Genomic DNA, 22,822 nt, shown 5'->3' on the forward strand with positions numbered 1-22,822 from the left:
TGGCAAGTCTGTTCACACGTCGCTAGAACAAGCCATCACCGGGGGCAAGGGCACGGATGCTGACCGGGCTGGTCTCAGGCAAAGCTTCGCCGATGACCAACAGTTCTACAGCGTCAATTTCACCGGCAAACCAAGCCGAGAGGGCAACAGAGTCTTTGGGTTTTGTTTCAGGGCCTTGGACTGCATCCAAAACGATTTTAGAGGGTGCCCAGACGCAGATCTGGTTGTTCTTCATCGCCCAGTCCAATTCCGTGCGGGTTGCTACAACTTTGCAACGCAGATCACGCGCGGCAAGGCACCATCCGTTTTGTTCGATCGCCAATAAGTCAATCCGGCGCTGGGTCATGACATGTCCCGAATGCGGGCGCGGGGTGTCCGGCAATCCAACGCATAAAATTAACGGTGCTTTGCGCGCGGCCAGCGTGTCGATCCACTCTGTCAATCGCGGATCAGCCATCGCAGCGTTGGAGAGATAAACAACCCGTGGATGCGGCTGTTCCTGAGCGACTTCATCCGCAAGGCTTTCGAGATGCTCAGCCACGTCCCGTTTGCTGCGCACAATCTCAACACCCAGTGCACCGGGGCCGCGATCAATCTTTTCGATCCGAACAAAGGTCCGAAGTGCCTGAGGTTCAAGCAGAATGCGCTCAGCGATCCGCTCTGCCAGCGTTTCCAAAAGGTTGAGCCGCTCGGCTTCTAACTCGTGGGCAATGGCTTCTGTGACCCGGTCGTAAGACAAAATCCGATCAACATCGTCGTCGATATGCCCCTTAAATGGCAGGACTTCGACCACGACGTTAAAGCGCACACGCTGGGTGGTGCCGCGTTCATCCTGAAAGGCCCCGATTTCCACTTCGGCCACATGGTCGCGCAGGCTGATCCGATCACGCGGTTCATCTCCGGCGGTGGCAATGGCCCGTTCGGACGGGTGTGCAAAAGCAAGACGTGTTTCACTGGCCATGTGTCGCGGCTCCAAAGGCATCAGGTCTGGGCCATATACGCCGAACCCAAGGCAATGGGAACCAGCAGAGACGGCAGCTAGGACGGCAACAGCGACACAGTCAGAATTTGTGTCAGGGTTTGTAGAACAGATGCACGCCGATATGCGCCGTCCGATTGAACTTACGTGACCAGTTCGGGCTTACACCGGTGGTGTGGTAATAGGTGGCACCTTTGGTGAACTGTCGTGGAGCCCCGTCCAGCATCAGCTTGGCGACCTTTCCGACCCGTTCCCATGACGCAGGTTCATGGATGTTTTCCGGGCGGCCGTCGCAGGTATAGGTGAATTGGCAGGCGTATTTGCGCCCGGTTCCTTGGTTGATCACACCGCAGACCGAGCCGGGAAAGCGGCTGCTGTCGACGCGATTCAAAATCACTTCGGCGACTGCAAACTGGCCTTTGACGGTTTCTCCACGGGCTTCGAAGTACAGTGCTTCAGAGAGGCAGCGCCATTCGCTCCCACCTGCGGCTTTGGGTTGGGCTTTGAGCCAGGCTTTGTCGTAACGAATACGCGAAGTGCCCGTATAGGACGCAGGTGTGGCCTGTGGGATAGCTGTGACGAGCTTGGTCAGGTGGGCGGCATTGGCCTGTTCCAAGGCGCGTTGCTCCATCGTCATCAAGCGTTTTGCTTTGACATGGGTGCTGTCTGCCACGGCCGGTTGAACGGCAAGAACGCTCGCGAATACACTGGCGCCAACAAGGGTCGCAACAAGGCTCAAGGTTCGGATCATTTGCCCTCTCAACACGTTTCTCATCTGAAAAAGCGGTCCCCCGCCACCAAACCCGGCATTCATACAAAATTCTTCAAATTGCGTAAACCCGGCCAGATATGGGGGGCAAAACTGCAACTATCAGCTTATTTTGTCGGTGATCGCTAATTGTGCCGCTGCGAGCCGGGCCACGGGCACGCGGAAGGGAGAGCAGCTCACATAGTCCATGCCGACGGCGCGACAAAAGGCAATTGAGGCCGGATTGCCGCCATGTTCACCGCAGATCGACAGAGTCACATCCTGCTGAACCAGCCGCGCCCGTTCGGCCCCAATGGCGATCAATTCGCCAACACCTTCGACATCGAGCATATGGAATGGGTCTTCGCGAAAGACACCTTGTTGGACGTAATCCGACATAAACCGCCCGGCGTCATCGCGCGACAATCCATAGGTCATTTGGGTCAGGTCATTGGTCCCAAACGACAAAAACTGAGAATGGGGAACGATGTCACCGGCCCTTAAACAGGCGCGCGGTGTCTCGACCATAACGCCGAGACGATAGGTGAACTCCTCTCCGCGTTCGGCCCGCACTGCGGCTGCGACGGCGTCAATGCGTGAGCGGACAAGTTCGACCTCGCGCTTGGCCGAGACCAAGGGCAGCATGATTTCAGGGACAACTGGTTCGCCTTCTTCGGAGGTGTCCAAAGTCGCTTCGAAAATCGCGCGGGCCTGCATGTCGTAAATTTCTGGCAGGGTGATTCCCAAGCGCACCCCACGTAACCCGAGCATCGGGTTGTATTCCCCCAAGGCATCCACGCGCCGGGTCACATCTGAGACCGGCAGATCAAGCGCTTCGGCCAGATCACGCAATCCGGCGCGGTCGCTTGGCAAGAATTCGTGCAAGGGCGGATCAAACAGGCGGATCACGACCGGCAAGCCTTCCATGATGCGAAACAGCTCTGAGAAATCCGCGCGTTGCATCGGCAGCAATATCGCCAAGGCGGCCTGACGATCTTCGGCGGTGTCGGCAAAGATCATTTCGCGCATCGGTGTGATGCGGTCGGCCTCAAAGAACATGTGCTCGGTCCGGCACAGACCAATTCCCTGCGCGGCAAAATTGCGGGCTGTGGCGGCATCGGCGGGGGTATCCGCATTGGCGCGAATGGAAATATCGCGCTCATCATCAGCCCAGGTCATCAGCACCTGGAAGGCGTCATCCAGCGCGGCTTCAACGGTTTGCGGTGCCCCGGCCAGAATCTGACCATTGGTGCCATCCAGCGTAATAATATCCCCCTCGCGGAAAACCTTGCCCGAGCCGGCGCTGATAGTTTTGCGCTTGAGGTTGAGCTTCATCCGCGCAGCCCCAACAACGCACGGCGTGCCAAGACCTCGTCCAATCACCGCCGCGTGGCTGGTCATGCCTCCGCGTTCTGTCAGCACCCCAGCGGCGGCATGCATTCCGCGAATATCCTCGGGGGAGGTTTCGCGCCGTACTAGAATGCAGGGTTCGTTGCGGGCATGGCTCGCCTGGGCTTCGGCGGCTGAAAAAACGATCCGGCCGGTGGCTGCACCGGGCGAGGCGGCGATGCCGCTGCCGATGACATCGCGGGGCGCATCAGGGGCAATCTGTCGGTGCAACAACTCAGAAATCGCGCGCGGTTCAATCCGCATTACGGCTTCTTGGCGTGCTATGATACCCTCTTCCGCCAGCCGCACAGCGATGCGCACCGCTGCGCGCGGGGTGCGCTGAACTCGCACGCCGTCCAAAATGTGAACCTGACCACCAACCAAGGTAAACTCGATCTGCATCTCTTCGCGCAGTCGGCGACGCATCAGCTCGGCATTTTTCTTAAGCGTCGCAAAAATTTCAGGCTCGGCTTCTTCGAGCGAAGGGCCGCGTGGGTCGCGCACCAGATATAGGCTCTCGTTGCCTTGTTGAAGCGCTTCGCGCCCTTGGCTCTGGCTCAGATACCGGCCGGTGACCTGTGGCAGGCCGGTCTCCGAATTGACCAGCTGCAACACCCCTGAACCGCATTCGCCCTGACCCAACCCCAGCGCCATTTCCTGCACCACAAGGCCAAGCCCCGCGTCCATCGGAGCCCCCTTGGCCTGCCGCAGCAAACGCGCGGTTGTGCCTTCCCAGGCACGCGCCATCGAGCGCAAGACTTCGGCCAACTGGACGGCAGGATCTTGGGGGAAAGGCTCTTCTGCTTCGTCTTCATAGGCGCGCAGGGCTTCGGCCAGACCATCGGCACCGGTCGCCTCGATCTCTTCGAACATGTCGGGATCAAGGCGGGCGACGTGAATCGCAAAGCTTTGCACAAAGCGCAGGTACAATTCGGAGGCGGCGTCAGGGCCAAGGGTTTTGGTCAGATCCGCGAGCCGGTCATGATTCATCCCGATGTTCAAAATCGCACCGGGGCCGCCCCAGTCGGGGTCTTCCGAGGAGGGACGCACACAGAGCAACGCCCCGTCGCAAAACGTATCAACAAGGGCCTGTGTATCTGGCATGCCACCGCTGGCAATCGTATGCACCATGTCAAACGACAGGGCCACGGTGCGCGGCACAGGCAATTCGAGCCGCACCAAACGTTGCAAGCATTTCGCCCGGCCACCATGGGTGGGTGTCGCCATCGGTGAAGAGGCGGTGATCAGGGTCACGTTACGATTTTGATCGTCGGGTTTCTGCACTGCGGCACCTTTTTCTTGCCGGGCAGCATAGGCTGGATAAACGCTCAAGCAAGCCGGTTTAGCAATTCGTTAATGTCGCAGTCTGGTGCAAGAGGCTGAAAGAAACGTTTCGGGCGGCCGTTTGTTGGCCGCCCGAATGAGTTTTAACCTTTGATCACATCGCTGTTTGGCGGTGTGCAGCGGAGTTGTGACCTATTCCCAGCAGCTGATCAAAACAGTTGTATCTGCGGCCAGCGCCGTCAGGTCTTCGGGGGCCATAACGCTGGCCCCGCGGCCAGTGGCAGAGCGAATGCCATTGCGTTGCAAAAAGGCTGTGATCTGCTCGGTTTTGGCGGCAAAGCTCACATCTTCGGGCAAACGGCGACTTCCGCTTTCGGCCTTGGTTTGCATCATGCCCACGACCAAGCCGCCTGCATCAAACACCGGGCCACCAGCGTCGCCGGGCAGCGATGCAAGAGCCAGACGTGCAATTGCAGCTTCGCCCGACAGGCCTTGCAAGTCCTCCAACGTCCCAAAGGTCAACGTCGGCGCACTTAGGCGGCCACCAAAGCTATAGCCTGCTACAGCAATCTCCGACTGAAGACGCGGGGCATCGGTGCGAAAAGCCGCAACACGACGCGGTGCCAGGCTTTGGGCAGGGCGTAGAATCGCGACGCCAAGGGCCTCGTCGCTGGCGACCAATTTGGCCTCAAAGACACCATCCAATGTCAGACGTGAACAGCCCGCAACGGTTGCGGCGCTGGTCAGCACTGTGCCGGAGTTATCGACAAAAAAGCCGGAGGCGTTTTCACGCGGTGTGCGCACTTTTAGGCCCGACACCAGATCAACCGCTTGTCCGGCATCTGTGACGGCGGCCGGGTCCAATACGCCTTCGGTGCGCTGCCAGCTGTCTTGCATCAGTGCCAAGACCCGTGTGCGGCGTTCTTCATCGCCCGTTGGCCAGATCAGGGTAAAGCCTTTGATCTCTCCATTGCGCAGGCCAACTTCGGTATGGCTGGTGATTTTTGCGTTTTCACCCGTCAGCAAAAAGCCCGATTTGTCGCGCTTGCGTTTGCCGTCGAGCGGAACGATTTCAAGCGTTTGCATGATCTCATAGAGGCCGTTCATGGTTTTGCGATCGCCCGGTTGGCTGATCAATAAAACCTGCGCACCGTCGACAACACCCGTCGCGTTCAACAAGGCAAATGGAGCTTCGTAGCGATCAAACGATACCGCTCCCATGGGCAATTGCATGGCAATCCCCGCACGCGGGTCACTGAACTCGGCCATGCCCATGCCATCGAGAATGGCGTTGTACTGGCGCAGCAATTCGGCGCGCTGCAGGGTGGTTAGAATACCGGTTTTTTCAAAACCGTTTTGAATTTGCCATTCGCCCATAGCGCGGCGGGTGCCCCGTCCAAAGGCTCCGTCAATGCCGGCCGTATAAACGCCGGCCCATTTCATGGCGATCTGCAAATCCTTGCGTTCGTCACGGGTCAGCTTGGCTTCGCTGGCACGAGCTTGGCGCGGAGTCTCTTCGACGATTTCGGGTTCAGGGGCCGGTTGTCGTGCGGCTTGCGGGGCAGGGGTTGCGGCTTCGAGCACAGTTTCGGCCACAGGTTCCGCCGGAATTTGAGCCGGTTCAGCTTGCGTCACCTCTGGTGTAGGGCGCGGCGTAAGTGTGGTCAGTGTCTGCGACCCAACCGGCCAAAACTGACGCCCATAGGCCCGCGGCACTTCGATATAGGCATCTGCCGGGATGAGGCGGCGGCGCTGCAGATCAAACAAAACGTCCTGCGCCTCGGTGCGGCTATAGGGGCCAAGCGCCACGCCATACCACCCGCCACCAAGCGAAAACCCGTTCACATCGGGCAATTTGCCTGCATAATCATTCACGCTGCTTTGCGCACCATTCAAAGAGGTGCGCGCCTCGATCTGGATGAAGACGGACTCGTCTTGCGCAAAGGCCACGCCCGCTGTCAGCACCAAGGCTGTCAGCCCTCCAATCAAACTCTTCTTCATTCGCAATTTAGACCCCGGGTCACAATCAATATCCTGTCCATTCAGGCATTCTTAGCAGATGCTTGCCCGGTTGCACGTCAAAAGTACGTGCGCGCCCGCAGCCAGAGTTGACCCCAGCCGCCAGCCCGCCTAATCAGGCGACACGTATGAACGCTCCGACAGACCAGGAATGATGTGATGGCCGAGACTTTGCCCAAACCAAGAAGCTTTCAGGAAATCATCCTGCGCCTTCAAACCTATTGGGCGTCAAAAGGTTGTGCAATTCTGCAGCCTTACGATATGGAGGTCGGGGCCGGAACCTTCCATCCCGCGACCACTTTGCGCTCGCTCGGATCCAACGCTTGGGCGGCTGCTTATGTCCAGCCGTCGCGCCGTCCGACCGATGGTCGCTACGGTGAGAATCCCAACCGCTTACAGCATTATTACCAGTATCAAGTCATCATCAAACCAAGCCCGCCCGATTTGCAGGCGCTTTACCTTGGCTCTCTCCAAGCGATTGGTATCGACATGGCTCTGCATGATGTGCGCTTTGTCGAGGACGATTGGGAAAGCCCAACACTGGGTGCGTGGGGCCTTGGTTGGGAAGTTTGGTGTGACGGCATGGAAGTGTCGCAATTCACCTATTTTCAACAGGTTGGCGGCCATGACTGCGCACCGGTATCTGGTGAGCTGACCTATGGTTTGGAACGGTTGGCGATCTATATCCTGGGTGTCGATCACGTCATGGACATGCCGTTTAACGACCCGACGTCGCCCAATCCGCTGACCTATGGTGATGTGTTCAAACAGACCGAACAGGAATATTCACGCTGGAACTTTGATGTGGCCGACACGGATGTATTGCTGCGCCATTTCGAAGAGGCCGAAGCCGAATGCGCCAAAATTCTGATGCAGGACCATGTCGACCCCAAAACCGGCAAGCGCATCATCATGGTCCACCCGGCCTATGATCAGGCGATCAAAGCCAGCCATATCTTTAACCTGCTCGATGCACGTGGCGTGATTTCGGTCACCGAACGTCAGGCCTATATCGGCCGAGTGCGTGCGCTGACCAAAATGTGCGCCGATGCCTTTGTGCTGACCGAAGCTGGTGGATTCGACCCAAGTGCCAATGGGGGGAATGCGGCGTGAACGCTGGCAAACTGATCGGTGGGGGAATCGTCGTGAGTGCTTTGGTTTTCGGGGCCGTTGTTTACTATATGCAGATCTATCACTTCTACGAAGAGGTGAAGGCCAACGGCACCGCTGATGTTGAAATGACCGTTATGGCATCCGGCACAGTTGAACCAATCCTCTATGAGGATTTCAAAGCAATTGACGCCGAAAGCTCGCCGATCCGCTATCGTGCTTGCTTCACCACGCCAATGTCTTTCCCGATGTTGACAGAAACCTATGAAAACTACGAAGGCGCGGTTCCCAAAAACGCCCCCGATTGGTTTGACTGTTTTGACGCGGCTGCCATTGGGGCCGAGATCGAGGCCGGTACGGCGCTGGTCTTTACCGGGCAGCGCAACTTTGAATGGGGCATCGACCGCGTGGTTGCCATCACCGATGATGGGCGCGGCTATGTCTGGCACGAGATTAATCAATGTGGTGATAAGGCCTATGACGGCTCACCACTGGGCAAAGATTGCCCGCCCCGAGACGGAGAATAACCCATGCCCGACTTATTGATCGAACTGTTTTCCGAGGAAATTCCAGCCCGTATGCAAGGCAAAGCGGCGGCGGACCTCCAGAAACTGGTCACCGACGGTCTGGTTGAGGCCGGTTTGACCTATGCGGGCGCGCGTGCCTTTTCGACACCGCGCCGGTTGACCTTGGCGCTGGATGGGCTGTTGGCCCAGTCACCAACTCTGCGCGAAGAGCGTCGCGGCCCCAAAGTCGGTGCACCGGACAAAGCGCTGGAAGGGTTCATGCGGGGGGCCGGGGTCACACGTGATCAGCTCGAAGAGCGTGAGGACAAAAAGGGTTCGTTTTTCTATGCCTGCGTTGTGACCGAAGGCCGCCCGGCGGCTGCGATCACCGCTGAGGTGCTTGAAAAAACTATCCGCAATTTCCCGTGGCCCAAGTCTATGCGCTGGGGCTCTGGCGCTTTGCGTTGGGTCCGTCCTTTGCATCGTATCACCTGCATTCTGGTTGACGAAGCCGGGACAGAGATTGTGCCTTTGGACATTGATGGCATCGTGTCTGGTCAGACCACCGAAGGCCACCGTTTCATGGGCGGCGAGCCGTTTACTGTGACCTCGTTTGAGGATTACGAAAGCCAGCTGAAACGCAACCGCGTTGTGCTCTCTGCGGATGAACGCGCCGAAGCGATTTGGAACGACGCGACCAATGCCGCCTTTGCGCTGGGCCTTGAGGTTGTGGAAGACAAGGGGCTGTTGCGTGAGGTTGCCGGTCTGGTCGAATGGCCAGTCGTGTTGATGGGCGACATCGACGATGAGTTTTTGGAGCTGCCGCCTGAGGTGCTTCAGACGTCGATGAAAGAGCACCAGAAGTTTTTCTCGGTGCGCAATCCCAAGACCGACCGGATCGAAAAATGGATCACCGTTTCCAATATCGAAACCGCTGATAATGGCGCGACCATCCTTGCTGGGAACCAAAAGGTTCTGGCGGCGCGTTTGGCGGATGCGAAATTCTTTTGGGAAAACGATTTGCGCGTTGCGCAGCGCGAAGGCTTGGGTGCGTGGACAGACCGTTTGTCCAACGTGACTTTCCACCGCGAGCTTGGCTCGCAATCAGCCCGGATTGATCGCATCGCCAAACTGGCACGGGCGCTTGCCCCTGCGGTTGGGGCCGACGCGGATTTGGCCGAACAGGCGGCGCGCGTAGCCAAGGCTGATCTCAGCTCTGAGATGGTCTATGAGTTCCCTGAACTTCAAGGGCTTATGGGGCGGTACTATGCCAAGGCTGCAGGCCTCCCGGATGAGGTCGCCAATGCCTGTGAAGAGCATTACTCGCCGCTTGGCCCGTCTGATGATGTCCCATCAGCGCCAGTCTCCGTTGCAGTGTCTTTGGCGGATAAGCTCGATACGCTCACCGGTTTCTGGGCCATCGACGAAAAACCCACCGGGTCCAAAGACCCTTACGCGCTGCGCCGTGCTGCGCTGGGTGTGATCCGGTTGGTGTTGTCCAATGGCGCGCGTTTGCATTTGGATCGCTTCATCGACGCACAGCTGGTGCGCCATGAACGCCATATCCAAAACGGTGCGGATCGTGTTGATCTCGAAGCTTTGGATTCACTGGTGGATGAAATCGCTGATCACGGCGTGTTTGGTGCTGCACTGCGCACTATTCTGGACCGCGTCAAGGGCGAAGGTGTCGAGGCCGAAGAAGGCACTGTTTTGCGCACCGTTGGTGACAAGGTTCCTGATTTGTCGACCGATCTGCTGGCGTTTTTCCATGATCGTCTCAAGGTGCACCTGCGTGACGAAGGCATCCGGCATGATGTCATTGACGCCTGTCTTGCGATGGAAGGCGGCGATGATTTGCGTCTGTTGGTCACCCGCGCCGAAGCGCTGGCTGCGTTTATGAAGACCGACGACGGTGTGAACCTCGTCCAAGGTTTCAAACGCGCCAATAACATCCTCTCACAGGCCGAGGAAAAGGATGGGGTTGAGTATTCCTATGGGGCGGATGTGAAATTCGCCGAGGATGACAGCGAAAAGGCGCTGTTTGCAGCTTTGGACGCGTCGGATGCCAAAATCGCCCCGGCGATGCAGGCCGAAGATTATGCCGCTGCAATGGAAGCCATGGCCGGTCTGCGCGCCCCGATTGATGCGTTCTTTGAGGCGGTTCAGGTGAATTCGGATAACTCCGTGGTGCGCCGCAATCGCTTGAACCTGTTGTCGCGCATTCGGGTGACATGCCTGCAAGTCGCCGATTTGACGAAGCTTGAAGGGTGATCATCAGTCCGGCCTCTTGAGGCCGGTGGTTTGTCCGGGGGACAAAGCATGGTGATCACGGGCGGAGCCTAATCATAACATGGGTCGCGCTTAGGGCGGCCGAAACAAATATGCGACGGTTTGGCAGAAACCCGATCAAAGCTCGAGATAGAGACAGGGCGGGGGCTTTCCCCGCCCTGTGACGTTTTAGGGGTTGTAAACAGTCCCGCTCGGCTTAGCGCAGGCAAGCCCCGGACCGCTTGCATTGGCGGGGACTGCCCGCTCTTGGGCTCGGCGCTTCTGTGATTACCCGCGCAGGGCGTGGTGCAGCAGGATCGGCACTGCCAGATCTTCTTCATCGTTCAGATGGCGCTCCAGAAAACCGCCGATGGCCTCTGCCGTTTCATGCAACACGCCTGCCTCATCATACATCTGAGCGGGTTCTAGCGTCGCCAGTTGCACCACCCGATTGCCTGTCTTGGCCAACCGATCCAAAAGCGCATCAAGCTCTTCGTGATCGCTTTCCAGCATCTCCAACCCACGGGCAAATCGCGGGTCTGCGGCCTCAAGTTCGGGAAAGAACGAACGATCCTCCCAGCCGTGATGCCCGTGCAGGTTGCCAATCAAAAGATTGCCAAAATGAGCCAAACGCCCAGTATAGACTTTGTCTTCAAGATCGTGATCCAAAAAGCTTTGTGTGTCTTCCTGCACCAATCTTGTTAGATCGCGGAACATTTGATGTGCGCCCATCCAATTCTGAATAGAGCGGGCGAAATTCGGATGGTCCTTCCAGCCATCGCGTGGAAGGGTCCGAAGCAAGGCCTGCATTTCGGTTGGCAGGCCTTTACGGGTTTTGATGTTGTATTGGGTCATGCCAACCCAGATAGGTGTGGGTTATAATATAACAATGACGCATCCGTGCACAGAGTTGGGGCGCAATCGCACCAACTAGCGGCGGAAAATTCCGATCAATGACCGCCATTGCCCCAATGCCATCCCGCTCAGGATCAACACAAGCGCGACAAAGAATTGCCATGGCAGCTCCTCACCCAGCAAAAATGCGCCATAGATCATTGCCCAGATTGGCACCTGATAATTCACCAGCGTCATAAATACCGATCCGGCGCTTTTGATCACCCGGATGCGCAAAAGGTTCATTGCGGCCGTTTGCATCAACCCGAGCATCAAGATCGCCCCGCCGGGGCGGATGCCTTGCCAGTCTGGCACGCCTTCGATCCACAACATCAATGGGATCAATACAACCGCTCCGACCGCCATGGTGAGGGCCGTTAGGGTGAGCGGCGCAACAGGTGGGCAATTGCGTGTCAGGATTGATGATACCGAGTAACAAAACGCGGCCGCCAGGCAGGCAAGCTGTGCCAAGGGAGCGGTGGATTGACCAAGCTCTAACACCCCCGGACCGATCAGGACCAAAGCGCCACAAAAGCCGACGACGACACCAACCGCGCGCCGGAGGATCATGCGCTCGTCACCCCAGAAATGCGCCAGAACCAAGACCATTAAGGGAATGGTCGCCATCGCCAATCCGCCAAAGCTTGAAGGGACATGTTGCAAGCCCCAGCTCAGAAGCAAAAACGGCACGGCAGTGCTGAGCAAACCCAAGGTGATGATAGAGCGCCAAAGGCCGGGTTGTGGTGCGGGAAGGCCCTGACCGGCCAAAGGCATCGCGATCAGCAACACCAGCGCGCCAAGGCTTGTGCGCGCCGTGGCAACGGTGATTGGCCCATACCCTTCGAGAGCGACCGACATGAACATGAAGGCGCTGCCCCAAACGAGGGCGAGAATGCAGATAGAGAGCCAGTCGGTGCGTGTCGCGGTGTCGATCATAGGGCCTCAAAATGTTCATTTATTGCGATACGCCAGATATCGTGCGCGAACCTGGGGGTGGAGCTGTGTTCCATGTGTCCGATTGCGCTCTTCTGGCTGCGAGTAAGCTTTTTGAAATCCGTTGGCCAACGCGCCAAGGACCTTCGAAACAGCTCCAAGGCTTCTTGGCTGTTGCCAAGTTCGGCATGCGCGATGGCGCGGGATCTCAATACCTTGTTTTTGCCCTTGGCTCTCTTGTGATCCGCGGGCGGGAGGACGTTATGAACGATCTTCGCTCTGGCATCGCTGCGATCACAGTAGTCCAAGCGCTCTTTGGGAGGCAGCTTAAGGTTGGAGCAATTCGTGTCGAACCAAGCAAACTGGGCCAAGTAAAGCCAAAGACCTAGGAAACCGATCGGGACCGAAAATAAAATTAATTTGGCAAGCTTGTCAGCGTGCAGCTCACGATCGCGTTCTGAATACATTTGGCACGTCCACAAAACAAAAAGGGTGCCCCAATCTCTAGGGCACCCCTTGTTTGACTAGGTTACGGTTCAAACCGCAAGACGCTTAGTTGCGCTCTTTGTCGACCATTTTGCCAGCAGAGATCCACGGCATCATGCCGCGCAGTTTTTCGCCGGTGGCTTCGATCTGGTGCTCGTCGTTGTGACGGCGGGCGGCTTTGATGGTTGGCTGACCAACCGCATTTTCCAGCATGAAGTCACGTACGAACTTGCCGTCCTGAATATCGGTCAGAACGTCTTTCATGCGGGCTTTGGTTTCGTCGTAGTTGAGGATACGTGGGCCGGTGACATACTGGCCGTATTCCGCAGTGTTGGAGATCGAGTAATCCATGTTGGCGATGCCGCCTTCATAGATCAGGTCAACGATCAGCTTCACTTCGTGCAGGCATTCGAAATAAGCCATCTCAGGGGCGTAACCCGCTTCGACGAGTGTTTCGAAACCACAGCGGATCAGTTCAACCAGACCGCCACACAGAACCGCCTGTTCGCCGAACAGATCGGTTTCACATTCTTCGCGGAAGTTGGTTTCGATGATGCCCGAGCGGCCGCCACCGATGGCGGAGCAATAGGACAGGCCGATTTCCAGCGCTTTGCCGGTTGCGTCGCGATCAACGGCAACAAGGCAAGGCACGCCGCCGCCTTTGGTGTATTCGCCGCGCACGGTGTGACCGGGGCCTTTGGGGGCCATCATGATCACGTCGATGCCTTCTTTGGGCTCGATCAGACCAAAGTGAACGTTCAGGCCGTGGGCAAATGCGATGGCAGCGCCTTCACGGATGTTGTCGTGGACGTATTTCTTGTAGGTTTCGGCCTGTAGTTCGTCGGGCATTGTGAACATGATCACATCGGCCCAAGCGGCGGCTTCGGCGATACCCATTGTCTTAAGGCCTTCGCCTTCGGCTTTTGCAATCGAAGGAGAACCTTCGCGCAGCGCAACAACAAGGTTCTTCGCGCCACTGTCGCGCAGGTTCAGCGCGTGGGCGTGGCCTTGCGAGCCGTAGCCGAGAATGGCAACTTTTTTGTCTTTGATGATGTTCACGTCGCAATCGCGGTCGTAGTAAACGCGCATGATGATAATCCTTATCAGCGTGGTGTTGTTTGGTTGAGGGCCACAATAGGGAGTTTCCAGTGGTGAAAACGGCAAAGCGCATAGGAATTTGCGATTTAACGGAGTTTTCATTCGTTTTTTCAGATGATATGTGAGTTTTCATGCTTGATGACACTGATCGGCGCATTCTGCGCTACTATCAATCCGATCCCGAGGCCCCCGCCGCACGGTTGGCCGAATCCGCCGGTGTGACGGCCACGACGCTATCGCGTCGGTTGGATCGGATGCGTGATACGGGTGTTCTTAAAGGCGTGCGCAATGTGATCAACTGGCCCGCGCTTGGCTATGAGGTTGAGGTGTCCTTGCGCGTCACGCTAGACAAAACCGAGGCTCGCGCCTTTGATGAGTTCATCCCGGCGGCGCGTTTGGTGCCCGAAGTCATTGAAATTCAAACCTTCCTCGGACAAGTCGATGTGCGCTTGTCGGTGATTGCCCGCGACATGGCGCATTATCAACAGCTCTATCGCGACCAACTTTTGGTGCTGCCTCATATCAATGACATCGAAGCGCTTATGCAGGTCGCGCGGGTCAAGGGCCATGAGGCACTACCAATATGATGGGGCCAATATGATTGATCTTGATGAAACGGATCGGGCTTTGATCAGGGCGCTGGCCGAAGACGCGACCCGCAATGCCGGTGCCTTGGGGCGTGATTTAGGCCTGTCGCAACCGGCCTGTTGGCGCCGTATCAAGCGCCTCAAGGAGGCGGGGGTGTTTCGGGGTACCCGGCTTGAGGTGGATGCCGCCGCCTTGGGGTTTGGCGTTACGGTCTTTTTGGGGGTGAAACTTGCCACCAAGGGACGCGTGTCTTTGGAAGACTTTGAGCGCGCCGTCACTGCCATCCCCGAAGTGCAAACCGTGGAACATGTGCTTGGGCTTTATGATTATCGCCTGCGCGTCGTCGCCCGCGATATTTCCGACTTTGAACGGGTGCTGCGCCGCCGTGTGATGACCTTACCGGGGTTGGGCAATGTTGAGGCAAATGTTTTGCTCAGTGAAGAACGTCGCCCCGGACCAATCTGAGCCTCTGCGATCCCCCTTTGATCCCGTGCCAAGCTGCGCTAGGCATGATCCCAACAAATCAGGAGAACATCATGGCGTTGCTCGAAAACGTGGACCCCAACGGGCTCGAAGAATTTTCGGTCGTGTTTACCGACCGCTCGCTCAATCATATGTCGGCGGCGTTTCAGCAGGTGATGCGCGACATTTCGGGCATGTTGAAGGAGGTCTATAAAGCCGACGCAGTGGCTTTGGTTCCCGGTGGTGGGACATTTGGGATGGAGGCCGTAGCCCGTCAATTTGGTCGTAATGCTGATGTCCTCGTTGTGCGCAACGGTTGGTTTTCTTTCCGTTGGAGCCAGATTTTTGACGCTGGCGGCTTTGCCGATACAACCGAGGTTCTCAAAGCCCGTCGGTCGGGCAATGGCGTTGATGCGCCTTTTGCACCGGCCCCCATCGAAGAGGTTGAGGCCAAAATAGCCGAGGCAAAACCGGATCTGGTCTTTGCCCCGCATGTGGAAACATCGTCGGGGATGATCTTGCCCGATGAGTATATTACCCGGATGGCCACCGCTGCGCACCAGGTCGGGGCCTTGATGGTGCTGGATTGTATTGCCTCGGGCTGCGCTTGGGTCGACATGGCGGCGACGGGTGTCGATGTTTTGATTTCTGCGCCGCAAAAGGGCTGGTCCTCAACCCCCTGCGCCGGGTTGGTGATGATGTCGGAGCGCGCGGTCGCCCGTCTGGAAGAAACAGCGTCGGATAGCTTTGCCGTTGATCTCAAGAAATGGCACAGCATCATGGCCGCCTATGAGGGGGGCGGACATGCGTATCACGCCACCATGCCGACCGAGGGCCTGCAAATGTTTCGCGACGCGATGATCGAAACCCGCGACTATGGGTTCGATAAACTGCGCGAGGCACAGTTTGATCTAGGCAACAAAGTGCGGGCTGTTTTGGCAGACAAGGGTATTCGGTCTGTTGCTGCAGAGGGGTTTGGTGCGCCGGGTGTCGTGGTGAGCTATACCAGCGACCCTGAGGTGCAATCGGGCCGGGCTTTTGCCGCGCGTGGCATGCAAATTGCCGCTGGCGTGCCGCTGCAATGTGACGAAGGTGACGGGTTTTCGACCTTCCGCCTTGGGTTGTTTGGGCTGGACAAGCTTTATGATGTTGATGCGACCGTGGCGCGCTTGCGGAGCGTTCTGGACGAGGTTCTGTAAAACAGTTGGGGGGTGCCCAGTGCCCCCCGGTGTCGCCAATCGCGATTATCAGCCCTTGGCACCAAGGCCCAGTTGCATCAGGGTTTTACGAACCGGTTTTACACTATAGAGCGCATTGAGGGCCGCGGCACGGCTGTCGCGCAGCAAAGGGTTCGACAGCATCGAAGTTTTGTTGAGCACCGTAATTCCGGCCACACGGGCACGGATGTCGGTGATACGCGCACGGTGATAGGCGTCCAGCATGGCGCGGTCGCCCAAGGTTGACGGGCTGGCAACGGCGAGATCGCGCAGGGCGGTGATATCCTTGAGGCTCATGTTGAGCCCCTGCGCCCCAATCGGCGGCACCACATGGGCCGCTTCGGCAACCAAGGCTATTCTCTGGCCACATAGAGGATCGGCCTCTTGGGCAATGATTGGCCAAATCGTCCGCTGTGAGGCAATTTTGAGCGGGCCGAACAAGTGGCAAGACCGGACGGACATCGCCTCTTCGAGTTCGGCATCTGGCAGCGCCATCAACGCTTGGGCTTTGGGCCCTTCTTCCATCCAGACTACCGCCGATGAGGGGCGCCCTTGATGATCCGGCAGCGGCACCAGTGTAAACGGTCCGCCGGTGCGGTGAATTTCGGTCGAAACATTGTCGTGGGGAATAGGATGCGTGACCGCAAAGGCCAGCGCCTTTTGCCCAAATCCGGTGGTTTTCACGTCGATACCAGCGGCCTTGCGCATCGGAGAATGGCGGCCATCTGCGGCAATCAGCAAACGGCTGCGCAGGCGGCTCCCATCGGAGAGACCAACGCGGGCTTCACCCTCGCGGGTAAATAGCGTCGTGGTTGCGGTGCCGGGGCGAAAATCGACGCGATCAAGCGCCTCAAGTTGGGCGGCCATCTCACGGCGCAACAACCAATTGGGCAAGTTCCACCCAAACGGGCGGTCGGAAATGTCAGAGGCATTGAAATCTTTGGTCACCCGAGGCTCGGGCTCTGGGCCGCCCGCATCGACAATCCGCATGGTTTGCAAGGGCATGGCGTGATCCGCCAACCGGGCCCACAACCCGATTTCCTCCAGAAAGGCCTGAGCAGGTTGCAAAAAGGCGGTGGTCCGAAGATCTGCGCCAGCAGCGTCGCGATCCGTGACTGGCGGGGTCGGATCAACGCAAAGGACAGAAAAACCGGCCTGCGCAAAGGCGGCAGTTGCCGTTAACCCGGCAATTCCGCCGCCTGAAATGACGATATCGTAATCCATGGCCTGTCTCGATTTTTGAACATCTTGCCCTGTTCATTTAGGGCAAGGGTTTTCAAAATACCATGCGGCCAATTGCGGTCGGTCAGCCGCCGACCATGATGATCACCAAGACCACAAAAATCACGGGCACCAGTGTCAGAGCCGTCATGGACAGGCCGACCAATCCAAAGAGCGCTGTGTTCATGGCAAGCACCGCAACCAGTATCAAAGCGATCAGCAGCGCCCACTTTTCGGTGGCTATGGTTTTGTCTTCAACAGCGGCGGGTGAAACAGTTACGTCGGTCATGAGGGCTCCAGTGGTTGTGCGCCGTCATAGGGCAGTTTGCTGCGCCGCGGCATTGGCAAATAGTCGCATTGGACATATCGACCATGTCTATGGGCTGTTAGGTCAGCTTCTCCAGAAAGCCGTTGAGATCATCTGTATGATGGTGGATATGGGGTGCTGGTTCGGGAATGGGGGCCACATGTACCGTACGCAAACCCATCGCGTGAGGGGCGGCAAGGTTGCGCGGATCATCTTCGAACATGGCGGCGCTGTCAGGGTCTAAACCATCCAGAGCAAAGACTGTCTCAAAAGCCTGAGTGTCCGGTTTGGGCGCGTAATCTGCATGCTCAACCCCATAGATTTCATCAAAAGCCGCACTCAATCCGCGTGCTTCCAGGACGCGCGCGGCATAAGGCGCGCTGCCATTTGTGTAAACGATGCGGCGACCGGGCAATTGCGCAATCAAACGCGCGAGATAGGGATCGGGTTCCAGTACGTCGAATGAAATATCATGCACCTCATGCAGGTATGCGTCGGGTTCAATGTCATGTTCGCGCATCAAACCAGCCAATGTTGTGCCATGATCACGCCAGTAGTCTTGCCGCAACTGATCGGCCCTTGCCTTGTTTACACCCAAGGCCCGCATCACAAAGTCGGTCATCTTGACTTCAATTTGTGGAAACAGCTTTTGGCTTGGTGGATACAAGGTGTTGTCGAGGTCAAACACCCATGTGCGGATATGATCAAAATGACGCTTTGGCATGTTGCCCATGTAAGGCACCCAAGCGGATCAGGCAATGCACGGCTTGAAACTTGGGGCAGGGGGCGGTTAACGTTGCGAGACGTCAAAGGGAGAGGCGAAATGAGCCAGGGAAAAATCGGGCATGTCAAAAGCAATAAGGACGCCTATACCCTGATCCTTGAGGCGATCGACAGCGGGGATTATCGCCCTGGCGACCGATTGGTCGAAAGTGAATTGGCCGAAAGGTTCAAAGTCTCGCGAACCCCGATTAGGGAAGCCTTGCAACGCCTTGAAACACAATCTCTTTTGGCGCGGGATGGTCGATCATTGATTGTGGCCTCGTTGGACCATAATCAAATGGCCGAGCTTTATGCGGTGCGCACAGAATTGGAAGGGTTGGCGGCACGCCTTGCGGCGCGTCATGCAACCGAAGAAGAAGTGCAAGTGCTGCGTGAAATGGTCGAAGATGATCGTGAATTGATGGATGATCCGCAGGCTTTGGCCCGCGCAAATCGCCGCTTTCACACCATGATCCACAAGGCTTCTCACAACCGGTTTTTGGTACAGCAGCTTGATTTGGTGCATCGGTCTATGGCGTTGATGGCGACGACATCCTTGGCGGCAGAAGGCCGGGGGGAAGATGCAATGTCAGAGCATCAGGCGATTGTCGACGCCATCGCGAAACGGGATGAAGATGCAGCCTACAAGGCGCTTCGCGATCATATTTCTGTGGCGTTTGTGACCCGTCTCAAACTGGATGCAAGCCAGCAAATGGACTAGCCACCCTTAGCTATGATCCATATCTGACCCGGGTTCGTCCGGGGCGGAATGGCCGTGTTCCGTTTTGTCCCAATAAAACGGTTGGGTGATGGTTTCCCAAATCCCCTTGTAGGCGGCAAATGTGCCAAGCGGAAAATAGGCAAACAAGGTCGGCACCCAGGGGATCAGCCGGCGATGAGGGCTTCGCGAAATCGCGGCAAACCCGATCAAGATGGTGATCCCTTCTGCCATAAGGAACGTCCCGGTCAAAATTTTAGCCTGATTGCCATCCAAAACCCCGTTTAGGGGATGCGGCAAGCCAAACAGGATCAGCCAAAAAGACCACAGAACAGGGGCCAAGGTAAACTGTACCAGCGTTGTCAAAAAGATCAGTTGTACGCCGGTAAACTTCCAAAACCCCAAATCTTTCCATAGCTTAATCGGGTTTCTCGTATGGACCCACCACGTGATCCCGTAGCCTTTGAGCCAACGTGACCGTTGTTTGATCCATGGCCAAAATCTGTTATTAGCCTCTTCCCGGGTTACGGTTTGGATCAGCTCGGTGCGAAAGCCATGACGGGCAAGTCGTATGCCCAGATCGGCATCTTCGGTGACATTATGAGCATCCCAGCCGCAGACCTGTTCAAGCACATGACGGCGTAAGAAAACCGTTGTTCCCCCCAATGGCACAGCAAATTTCAGCCGTGACAGGCCGGGTAGTAACACGCGGAACCAGCTGGCATATTCAACGGCAAAACACCGCGAAAGCCAATTGGCGCGCGGGTTGTAAAAATCAAGAATGCCCTGCAAACAGCCCACATCATCGGGGGCGTTGGCAAAGTGATCGACCACTTTGTTGATTTGATCCGGGGCGGGCGCGTCTTCGGCGTCGTAAATGCCAACAATCTCGCCTCGGGTGAAACGAAAGGCATAATTCAAGGCCCGTGGCTTGGTCATCACGTCGCCGGGGGGAACTTTGATTGTGCGAATCCAAGGCGGCAGTCTGGTCCGCGACAGGGTGTCCAGCGTGGTTGTGTCACCTTCTTCGAGGACCAAAACAATATCGAGCAGGGATTTTGGATAGGTCAAACGTGACAGTCGCGCGACCAAACTTCCAGCGATCTGTTTCTCGCGAAACAGGGGGACCAGAATAGACACTTGGGGCGGGTTTTCAGGAAGGATTGGCGGTTTTAGGGTTTGCCTTTTGGGAAGCGCCAGAAACGCCGCAACTTTGAGCCCTTGGGCGAGAACCAGCGATGTCATGGCCAAGGTCAATGCGCAGGCGAAAAAGACAACCGGTTGCCAATACAGAAAAGCCATACAGAGCGCGGCGGCTAGGAGCGACAGATAGCGCGCACTCTTGGTGCTGCTGCTGAGATCACGGCAACTGGCCTCATCAGGGACCCAGGTTTCAGCTTGACGCGCCAGGGCATCCCCATGCCGGGCCGCAATTTCAGCGTGAATGTCGCCCTCAAGCGTCAGGGCCATCATCACCGGGCCGATTCCGGGGGGGAGCTCAGGCAGCAGGGCGTCAAACCGTTCCGGCCGGGACGTCGCCAAAACCAAAGTTTCGCCTATGCGCATCCAAGGATACACACCTTTTTCAAGGCAAAACGCAGCGGGCAATACAGTTGCCATCGCCTCAGACGGGGGATGCACATCGCGGCGCAAAGCCATCGCGCCATAGTGCTGGGCCTGCGCCTCAAGCACAGATTCGCGCGATAAGATCGCCTCGGCGGCGACCACATGTTCAAGCGGTTGGTGAAGCCTTTCCGCTTCGACCATCGCACCAAGCATCACGCGCGGTGTGATGTGGCCACTATCCATCAGGATATGACTAACCGGTTGGCCGCGTTTGCTGCCTGCTTGCTTCAGCAAGCGTTCCGCCATGTCCAGACGTTGCGTGCTCATAGTCCCACTGCTCAAAAGGTTGGCAGCAAAATGGCACGTAAAGCCTTAATAGATGGTTAATTTTTGGTGCTTGCCCTTAGGACATTGAGGCTGCAAATCGCTCAAAAAGGTAAAAACTGTCTTGAGGGCCCGGCGACGCTTCAGGGTGCTGTTGCACCGAGAACACAGGCCGATCTTGCAACTTGATTCCGCAATTCGAACCGTCAAACAAGGACACATGGGTTTCGATCACACCGTCAGGCAATGACTGGGCATCAACCGCAAAACCATGGTTCATCGAGGTGATTTCAACCTTGCCCGTCGCGTTTTCCTTCACCGGGTGGTTGGCCCCATGATGGCCGTGGTTCATTTTGATAGTCTTGGCACCAAGCGCCAGCGCCAACATCTGATGACCAAGGCAAATCCCAAAGATCGGCAGTTGCGTCTTGTTCAGCAATTCTTGGATCATTGGCACCGCATATTCGCCAGTCGCCGCCGGATCGCCGGGGCCGTTGGACAAAAACACACCATCTGGCTCGTGGGCCATGATCTCATCGTAGGTTGCCGTCGCAGGCAAAACCATCACGTCACACCCCGCAGAGGCCAAGCACCGCAGGATATTGCGTTTGGCCCCAAAATCCAGCGCGACCACCTTGTGTTTGGCATCCTTTTGGCGCGCAAAACCGTCTGGCCAAGCCCACCGCATTTCATCCCAACGATAGCTTTGCGCACAGGTTACTTCCTTGGCCAGATCAACACCTTCAAGACCGGCAAAGGCCCGCGCCTTGGCCACCAAGGCTTCGATGTCGAAATTTCCGTCTGGATCATGGGCCAACGCAACATGCGGGGCACCTTGTTGGCGAATGGCACGGGTCAACCGGCGGGTATCGACGCCACCAATGGCAATCCGCCCGCGTGAGGCCAGCCAATCCGACAGTTCAGACACCGCGCGCCAGCTTGAGCTTTGTGTCGGAGCCCATTTGACAACCATGCCTTCGGCGACCGGTTCACCGGTCTCGTCATCTTCGGGGGTGGTTCCGGTGTTGCCGATATGCGGGAAGGTAAACGTCACGATCTGGCCGGCATAAGACGGATCGGTCATGATTTCCTGGTATCCGGTCATCGCAGTGTTGAAGCACAATTCCGCGGTGGTTTGTCCGGTCGCGCCAAACCCCTGTCCCATGAAAATGGTTCCATCAGCAAGCGCAAGGCATGCGGTTGGCTTGGTCTGGGCAGCAGACATGTTGTTTCTCCGAATATAGGCAAATTGGGCGGAAACTACGGCGCGGCGCAAGCGGGGTCAAGGGGGGAGTTGAAATGAATAGTTGTTTAAATTCAGCGCATTAGCCATTGTGTGCAAGCTGTTGCCATGAGGGGAGGCTTGGGGTAGGTTTCAATCTTGGGCCAGAAACTTGGGCCAGACATTGGGGACGAGATAGCTCATGGAACTGCGTGCACGCGTTATGGCGTCGATAAAGCAAGCAATGAAGGACAAGGCGACAGCCCGTCTTTCAACGCTCAGATTAATCAGTGCGGCGATTAAGGATCGCGATATTGCCGCACGGGCCGAAGGAAATGACGACGGGGTCGATGAGACCGAAGTGTTGGCAATCCTTGGCAAAATGGTCAAACAGCGTCGCGAAAGCGCCCGGACTTACGAAGAAGGCAACCGCCTTGATCTGGCCGAGCGGGAGCTGGCTGAGATCGAAGTGATCGAAGAGTATTTGCCCAAAGCACTCAGCAGCGCCGAGGTCGACAAGGCCGTTGCTGACGCTGTCTCAGAAGTCGGGGCAGAATCGATCCGCGACATGGGCCGTGTCATGGGCGCGCTCAAGGCAAAATACACCGGGCAAATGGATTTTGGCGCTGTTGGCCCCAAAGTCAAAGACCGCCTGTCTGCCGGGTAAGCCTTGCAATGAAAGTCCTGCCGGATGATTTCCGGCAGGTCATTCTGGCAAACA

Annotated in this window: 21 protein-coding genes; 8 read left to right on the plus strand and 13 right to left on the minus strand. The window is 57.0% G+C overall.

Annotated features, from left to right (window positions below; translation table 11 throughout):
• Nucleotides 1-22 precede the first annotated feature (22 nt).
• From ACRBB0_RS12595 to ACRBB0_RS12610, 4 genes are all read right to left on the minus strand, one after another.
• On the minus strand, nt 23-961 hold the full coding sequence (locus ACRBB0_RS12595; RefSeq protein WP_431374784.1) for a dihydroneopterin aldolase: 939 nt from the start codon (nt 959-961) through the stop codon (nt 23-25).
• A 112-nt stretch (nt 962-1,073) separates the two neighbouring features.
• Nucleotides 1,074-1,730 carry a cell wall hydrolase gene (locus ACRBB0_RS12600; protein ID WP_431374785.1) on the minus strand — a complete coding sequence of 219 codons (657 nt, stop codon included), beginning with the start codon at nt 1,728-1,730 and terminating at the stop codon, nt 1,074-1,076.
• A 120-nt stretch (nt 1,731-1,850) separates the two neighbouring features.
• The gene (locus ACRBB0_RS12605) at nt 1,851-4,343 is read right to left on the minus strand and encodes a putative PEP-binding protein (protein ID WP_431374817.1); all 2,493 of its coding nucleotides are present in this window, start codon (nt 4,341-4,343) and stop codon (nt 1,851-1,853) included.
• A gap of 249 nt (nt 4,344-4,592) precedes the next feature.
• Nucleotides 4,593-6,401, minus strand: coding sequence for a serine protease (locus ACRBB0_RS12610; protein WP_431374786.1), 1,809 nt, complete (start codon nt 6,399-6,401; stop codon nt 4,593-4,595).
• Nucleotides 6,402-6,578: 177 nt separating this feature from the next.
• Between ACRBB0_RS12610 and ACRBB0_RS12615 the strand changes: the two genes are divergently transcribed.
• Genes ACRBB0_RS12615 through glyS form a run of 3 tightly spaced genes read left to right on the plus strand, consistent with a single transcriptional unit; the run spans nt 6,579 to nt 10,306 of the window.
• The gene (locus ACRBB0_RS12615) at nt 6,579-7,532 is read left to right on the plus strand and encodes a glycine--tRNA ligase subunit alpha (protein ID WP_431374787.1); all 954 of its coding nucleotides are present in this window, start codon (nt 6,579-6,581) and stop codon (nt 7,530-7,532) included.
• Entirely contained in the window at nt 7,529-8,056 is a 528-nt protein-coding gene (locus ACRBB0_RS12620) for a DUF6446 family protein (RefSeq protein ID WP_431374788.1), read from the plus strand. Before ACRBB0_RS12615 ends, ACRBB0_RS12620 begins: the two co-directional genes overlap by 4 nt.
• A gap of 3 nt (nt 8,057-8,059) precedes the next feature.
• Nucleotides 8,060-10,306, plus strand: coding sequence for a glycine--tRNA ligase subunit beta (gene glyS, locus ACRBB0_RS12625; RefSeq protein ID WP_431374789.1), 2,247 nt, complete (start codon nt 8,060-8,062; stop codon nt 10,304-10,306).
• Between the two features lie 285 nt (nt 10,307-10,591).
• Here glyS and ACRBB0_RS12630 read toward each other — a convergent pair whose 3' ends face one another.
• From ACRBB0_RS12630 to ilvC, 4 genes are all read right to left on the minus strand, one after another.
• Nucleotides 10,592-11,158 carry a hemerythrin domain-containing protein gene (locus tag ACRBB0_RS12630; protein ID WP_431374790.1) on the minus strand — a complete coding sequence of 189 codons (567 nt, stop codon included), beginning with the start codon at nt 11,156-11,158 and terminating at the stop codon, nt 10,592-10,594.
• 75 nt (nt 11,159-11,233) lie between these two features.
• The gene (locus ACRBB0_RS12635; RefSeq protein ID WP_431374791.1) at nt 11,234-12,133 is read right to left on the minus strand and encodes a DMT family transporter; all 900 of its coding nucleotides are present in this window, start codon (nt 12,131-12,133) and stop codon (nt 11,234-11,236) included.
• Complete coding sequence (locus ACRBB0_RS12640; RefSeq protein WP_431374792.1) at nt 12,130-12,597, minus strand: hypothetical protein; 468 nt, start codon at nt 12,595-12,597, stop codon at nt 12,130-12,132. Before ACRBB0_RS12640 ends, ACRBB0_RS12635 begins: the two co-directional genes overlap by 4 nt.
• A gap of 85 nt (nt 12,598-12,682) precedes the next feature.
• Nucleotides 12,683-13,705 carry a ketol-acid reductoisomerase gene (gene ilvC, locus ACRBB0_RS12645; protein ID WP_299933435.1) on the minus strand — a complete coding sequence of 341 codons (1,023 nt, stop codon included), beginning with the start codon at nt 13,703-13,705 and terminating at the stop codon, nt 12,683-12,685.
• 140 nt (nt 13,706-13,845) lie between these two features.
• Here ilvC and ACRBB0_RS12650 point away from each other — a divergent pair, with 140 nt between their 5' ends.
• From ACRBB0_RS12650 to ACRBB0_RS12660, 3 genes are all read left to right on the plus strand, one after another.
• On the plus strand, nt 13,846-14,301 hold the full coding sequence (locus tag ACRBB0_RS12650; protein WP_431374793.1) for an Lrp/AsnC family transcriptional regulator: 456 nt from the start codon (nt 13,846-13,848) through the stop codon (nt 14,299-14,301).
• Between the two features lie 10 nt (nt 14,302-14,311).
• Nucleotides 14,312-14,767 carry an Lrp/AsnC family transcriptional regulator gene (locus tag ACRBB0_RS12655; RefSeq protein WP_431374818.1) on the plus strand — a complete coding sequence of 152 codons (456 nt, stop codon included), beginning with the start codon at nt 14,312-14,314 and terminating at the stop codon, nt 14,765-14,767.
• A gap of 68 nt (nt 14,768-14,835) precedes the next feature.
• A complete protein-coding gene (locus ACRBB0_RS12660) occupies nt 14,836-15,963 on the plus strand; it encodes an aminotransferase class V-fold PLP-dependent enzyme (RefSeq protein ID WP_431374819.1) in 1,128 nt (375 codons plus the stop codon).
• Nucleotides 15,964-16,011: 48 nt separating this feature from the next.
• Here the strand turns inward: ACRBB0_RS12660 and ACRBB0_RS12665 are convergent, their stop codons facing one another.
• The 3 genes from ACRBB0_RS12665 to ACRBB0_RS12675 all read right to left on the minus strand — a co-directional run bounded on the left by ACRBB0_RS12665 (nt 16,012) and on the right by ACRBB0_RS12675 (nt 18,233).
• Nucleotides 16,012-17,205 (minus strand): UbiH/UbiF family hydroxylase, encoded by a 1,194-nt coding sequence (locus ACRBB0_RS12665; protein WP_431374794.1) that lies wholly within the window; start codon nt 17,203-17,205, stop codon nt 16,012-16,014.
• 82 nt (nt 17,206-17,287) lie between these two features.
• Nucleotides 17,288-17,491 carry a hypothetical protein gene (locus tag ACRBB0_RS12670; protein ID WP_431374795.1) on the minus strand — a complete coding sequence of 68 codons (204 nt, stop codon included), beginning with the start codon at nt 17,489-17,491 and terminating at the stop codon, nt 17,288-17,290.
• A 97-nt stretch (nt 17,492-17,588) separates the two neighbouring features.
• Nucleotides 17,589-18,233: a pyrimidine 5'-nucleotidase gene (locus ACRBB0_RS12675; RefSeq protein ID WP_431374820.1), complete on the minus strand. Its 645-nt coding sequence runs from the start codon at nt 18,231-18,233 to the stop codon at nt 17,589-17,591.
• Nucleotides 18,234-18,332: 99 nt separating this feature from the next.
• Here ACRBB0_RS12675 and ACRBB0_RS12680 point away from each other — a divergent pair, with 99 nt between their 5' ends.
• Nucleotides 18,333-18,992: a GntR family transcriptional regulator gene (locus tag ACRBB0_RS12680; protein ID WP_431374796.1), complete on the plus strand. Its 660-nt coding sequence runs from the start codon at nt 18,333-18,335 to the stop codon at nt 18,990-18,992.
• Nucleotides 18,993-18,998: 6 nt separating this feature from the next.
• On the opposite strand, the gene ACRBB0_RS12685 is transcribed toward ACRBB0_RS12680, so the two are convergent.
• The gene (locus ACRBB0_RS12685) at nt 18,999-20,882 is read right to left on the minus strand and encodes a glycosyltransferase (RefSeq protein ID WP_431374797.1); all 1,884 of its coding nucleotides are present in this window, start codon (nt 20,880-20,882) and stop codon (nt 18,999-19,001) included.
• Nucleotides 20,883-20,958: 76 nt separating this feature from the next.
• On the minus strand, nt 20,959-22,104 hold the full coding sequence (carA, locus tag ACRBB0_RS12690) for a glutamine-hydrolyzing carbamoyl-phosphate synthase small subunit (protein ID WP_431374798.1): 1,146 nt from the start codon (nt 22,102-22,104) through the stop codon (nt 20,959-20,961).
• Nucleotides 22,105-22,303: 199 nt separating this feature from the next.
• Between carA and ACRBB0_RS12695 the strand changes: the two genes are divergently transcribed.
• Complete coding sequence (locus tag ACRBB0_RS12695; RefSeq protein ID WP_431374799.1) at nt 22,304-22,768, plus strand: GatB/YqeY domain-containing protein; 465 nt, start codon at nt 22,304-22,306, stop codon at nt 22,766-22,768.
• Nucleotides 22,769-22,822: the final 54 nt, after the last annotated feature.

Source organism: Pelagimonas sp., assembly GCF_050633425.1.
Classification (GTDB): Bacteria; Pseudomonadota; Alphaproteobacteria; order Rhodobacterales; family Rhodobacteraceae; genus Pelagimonas.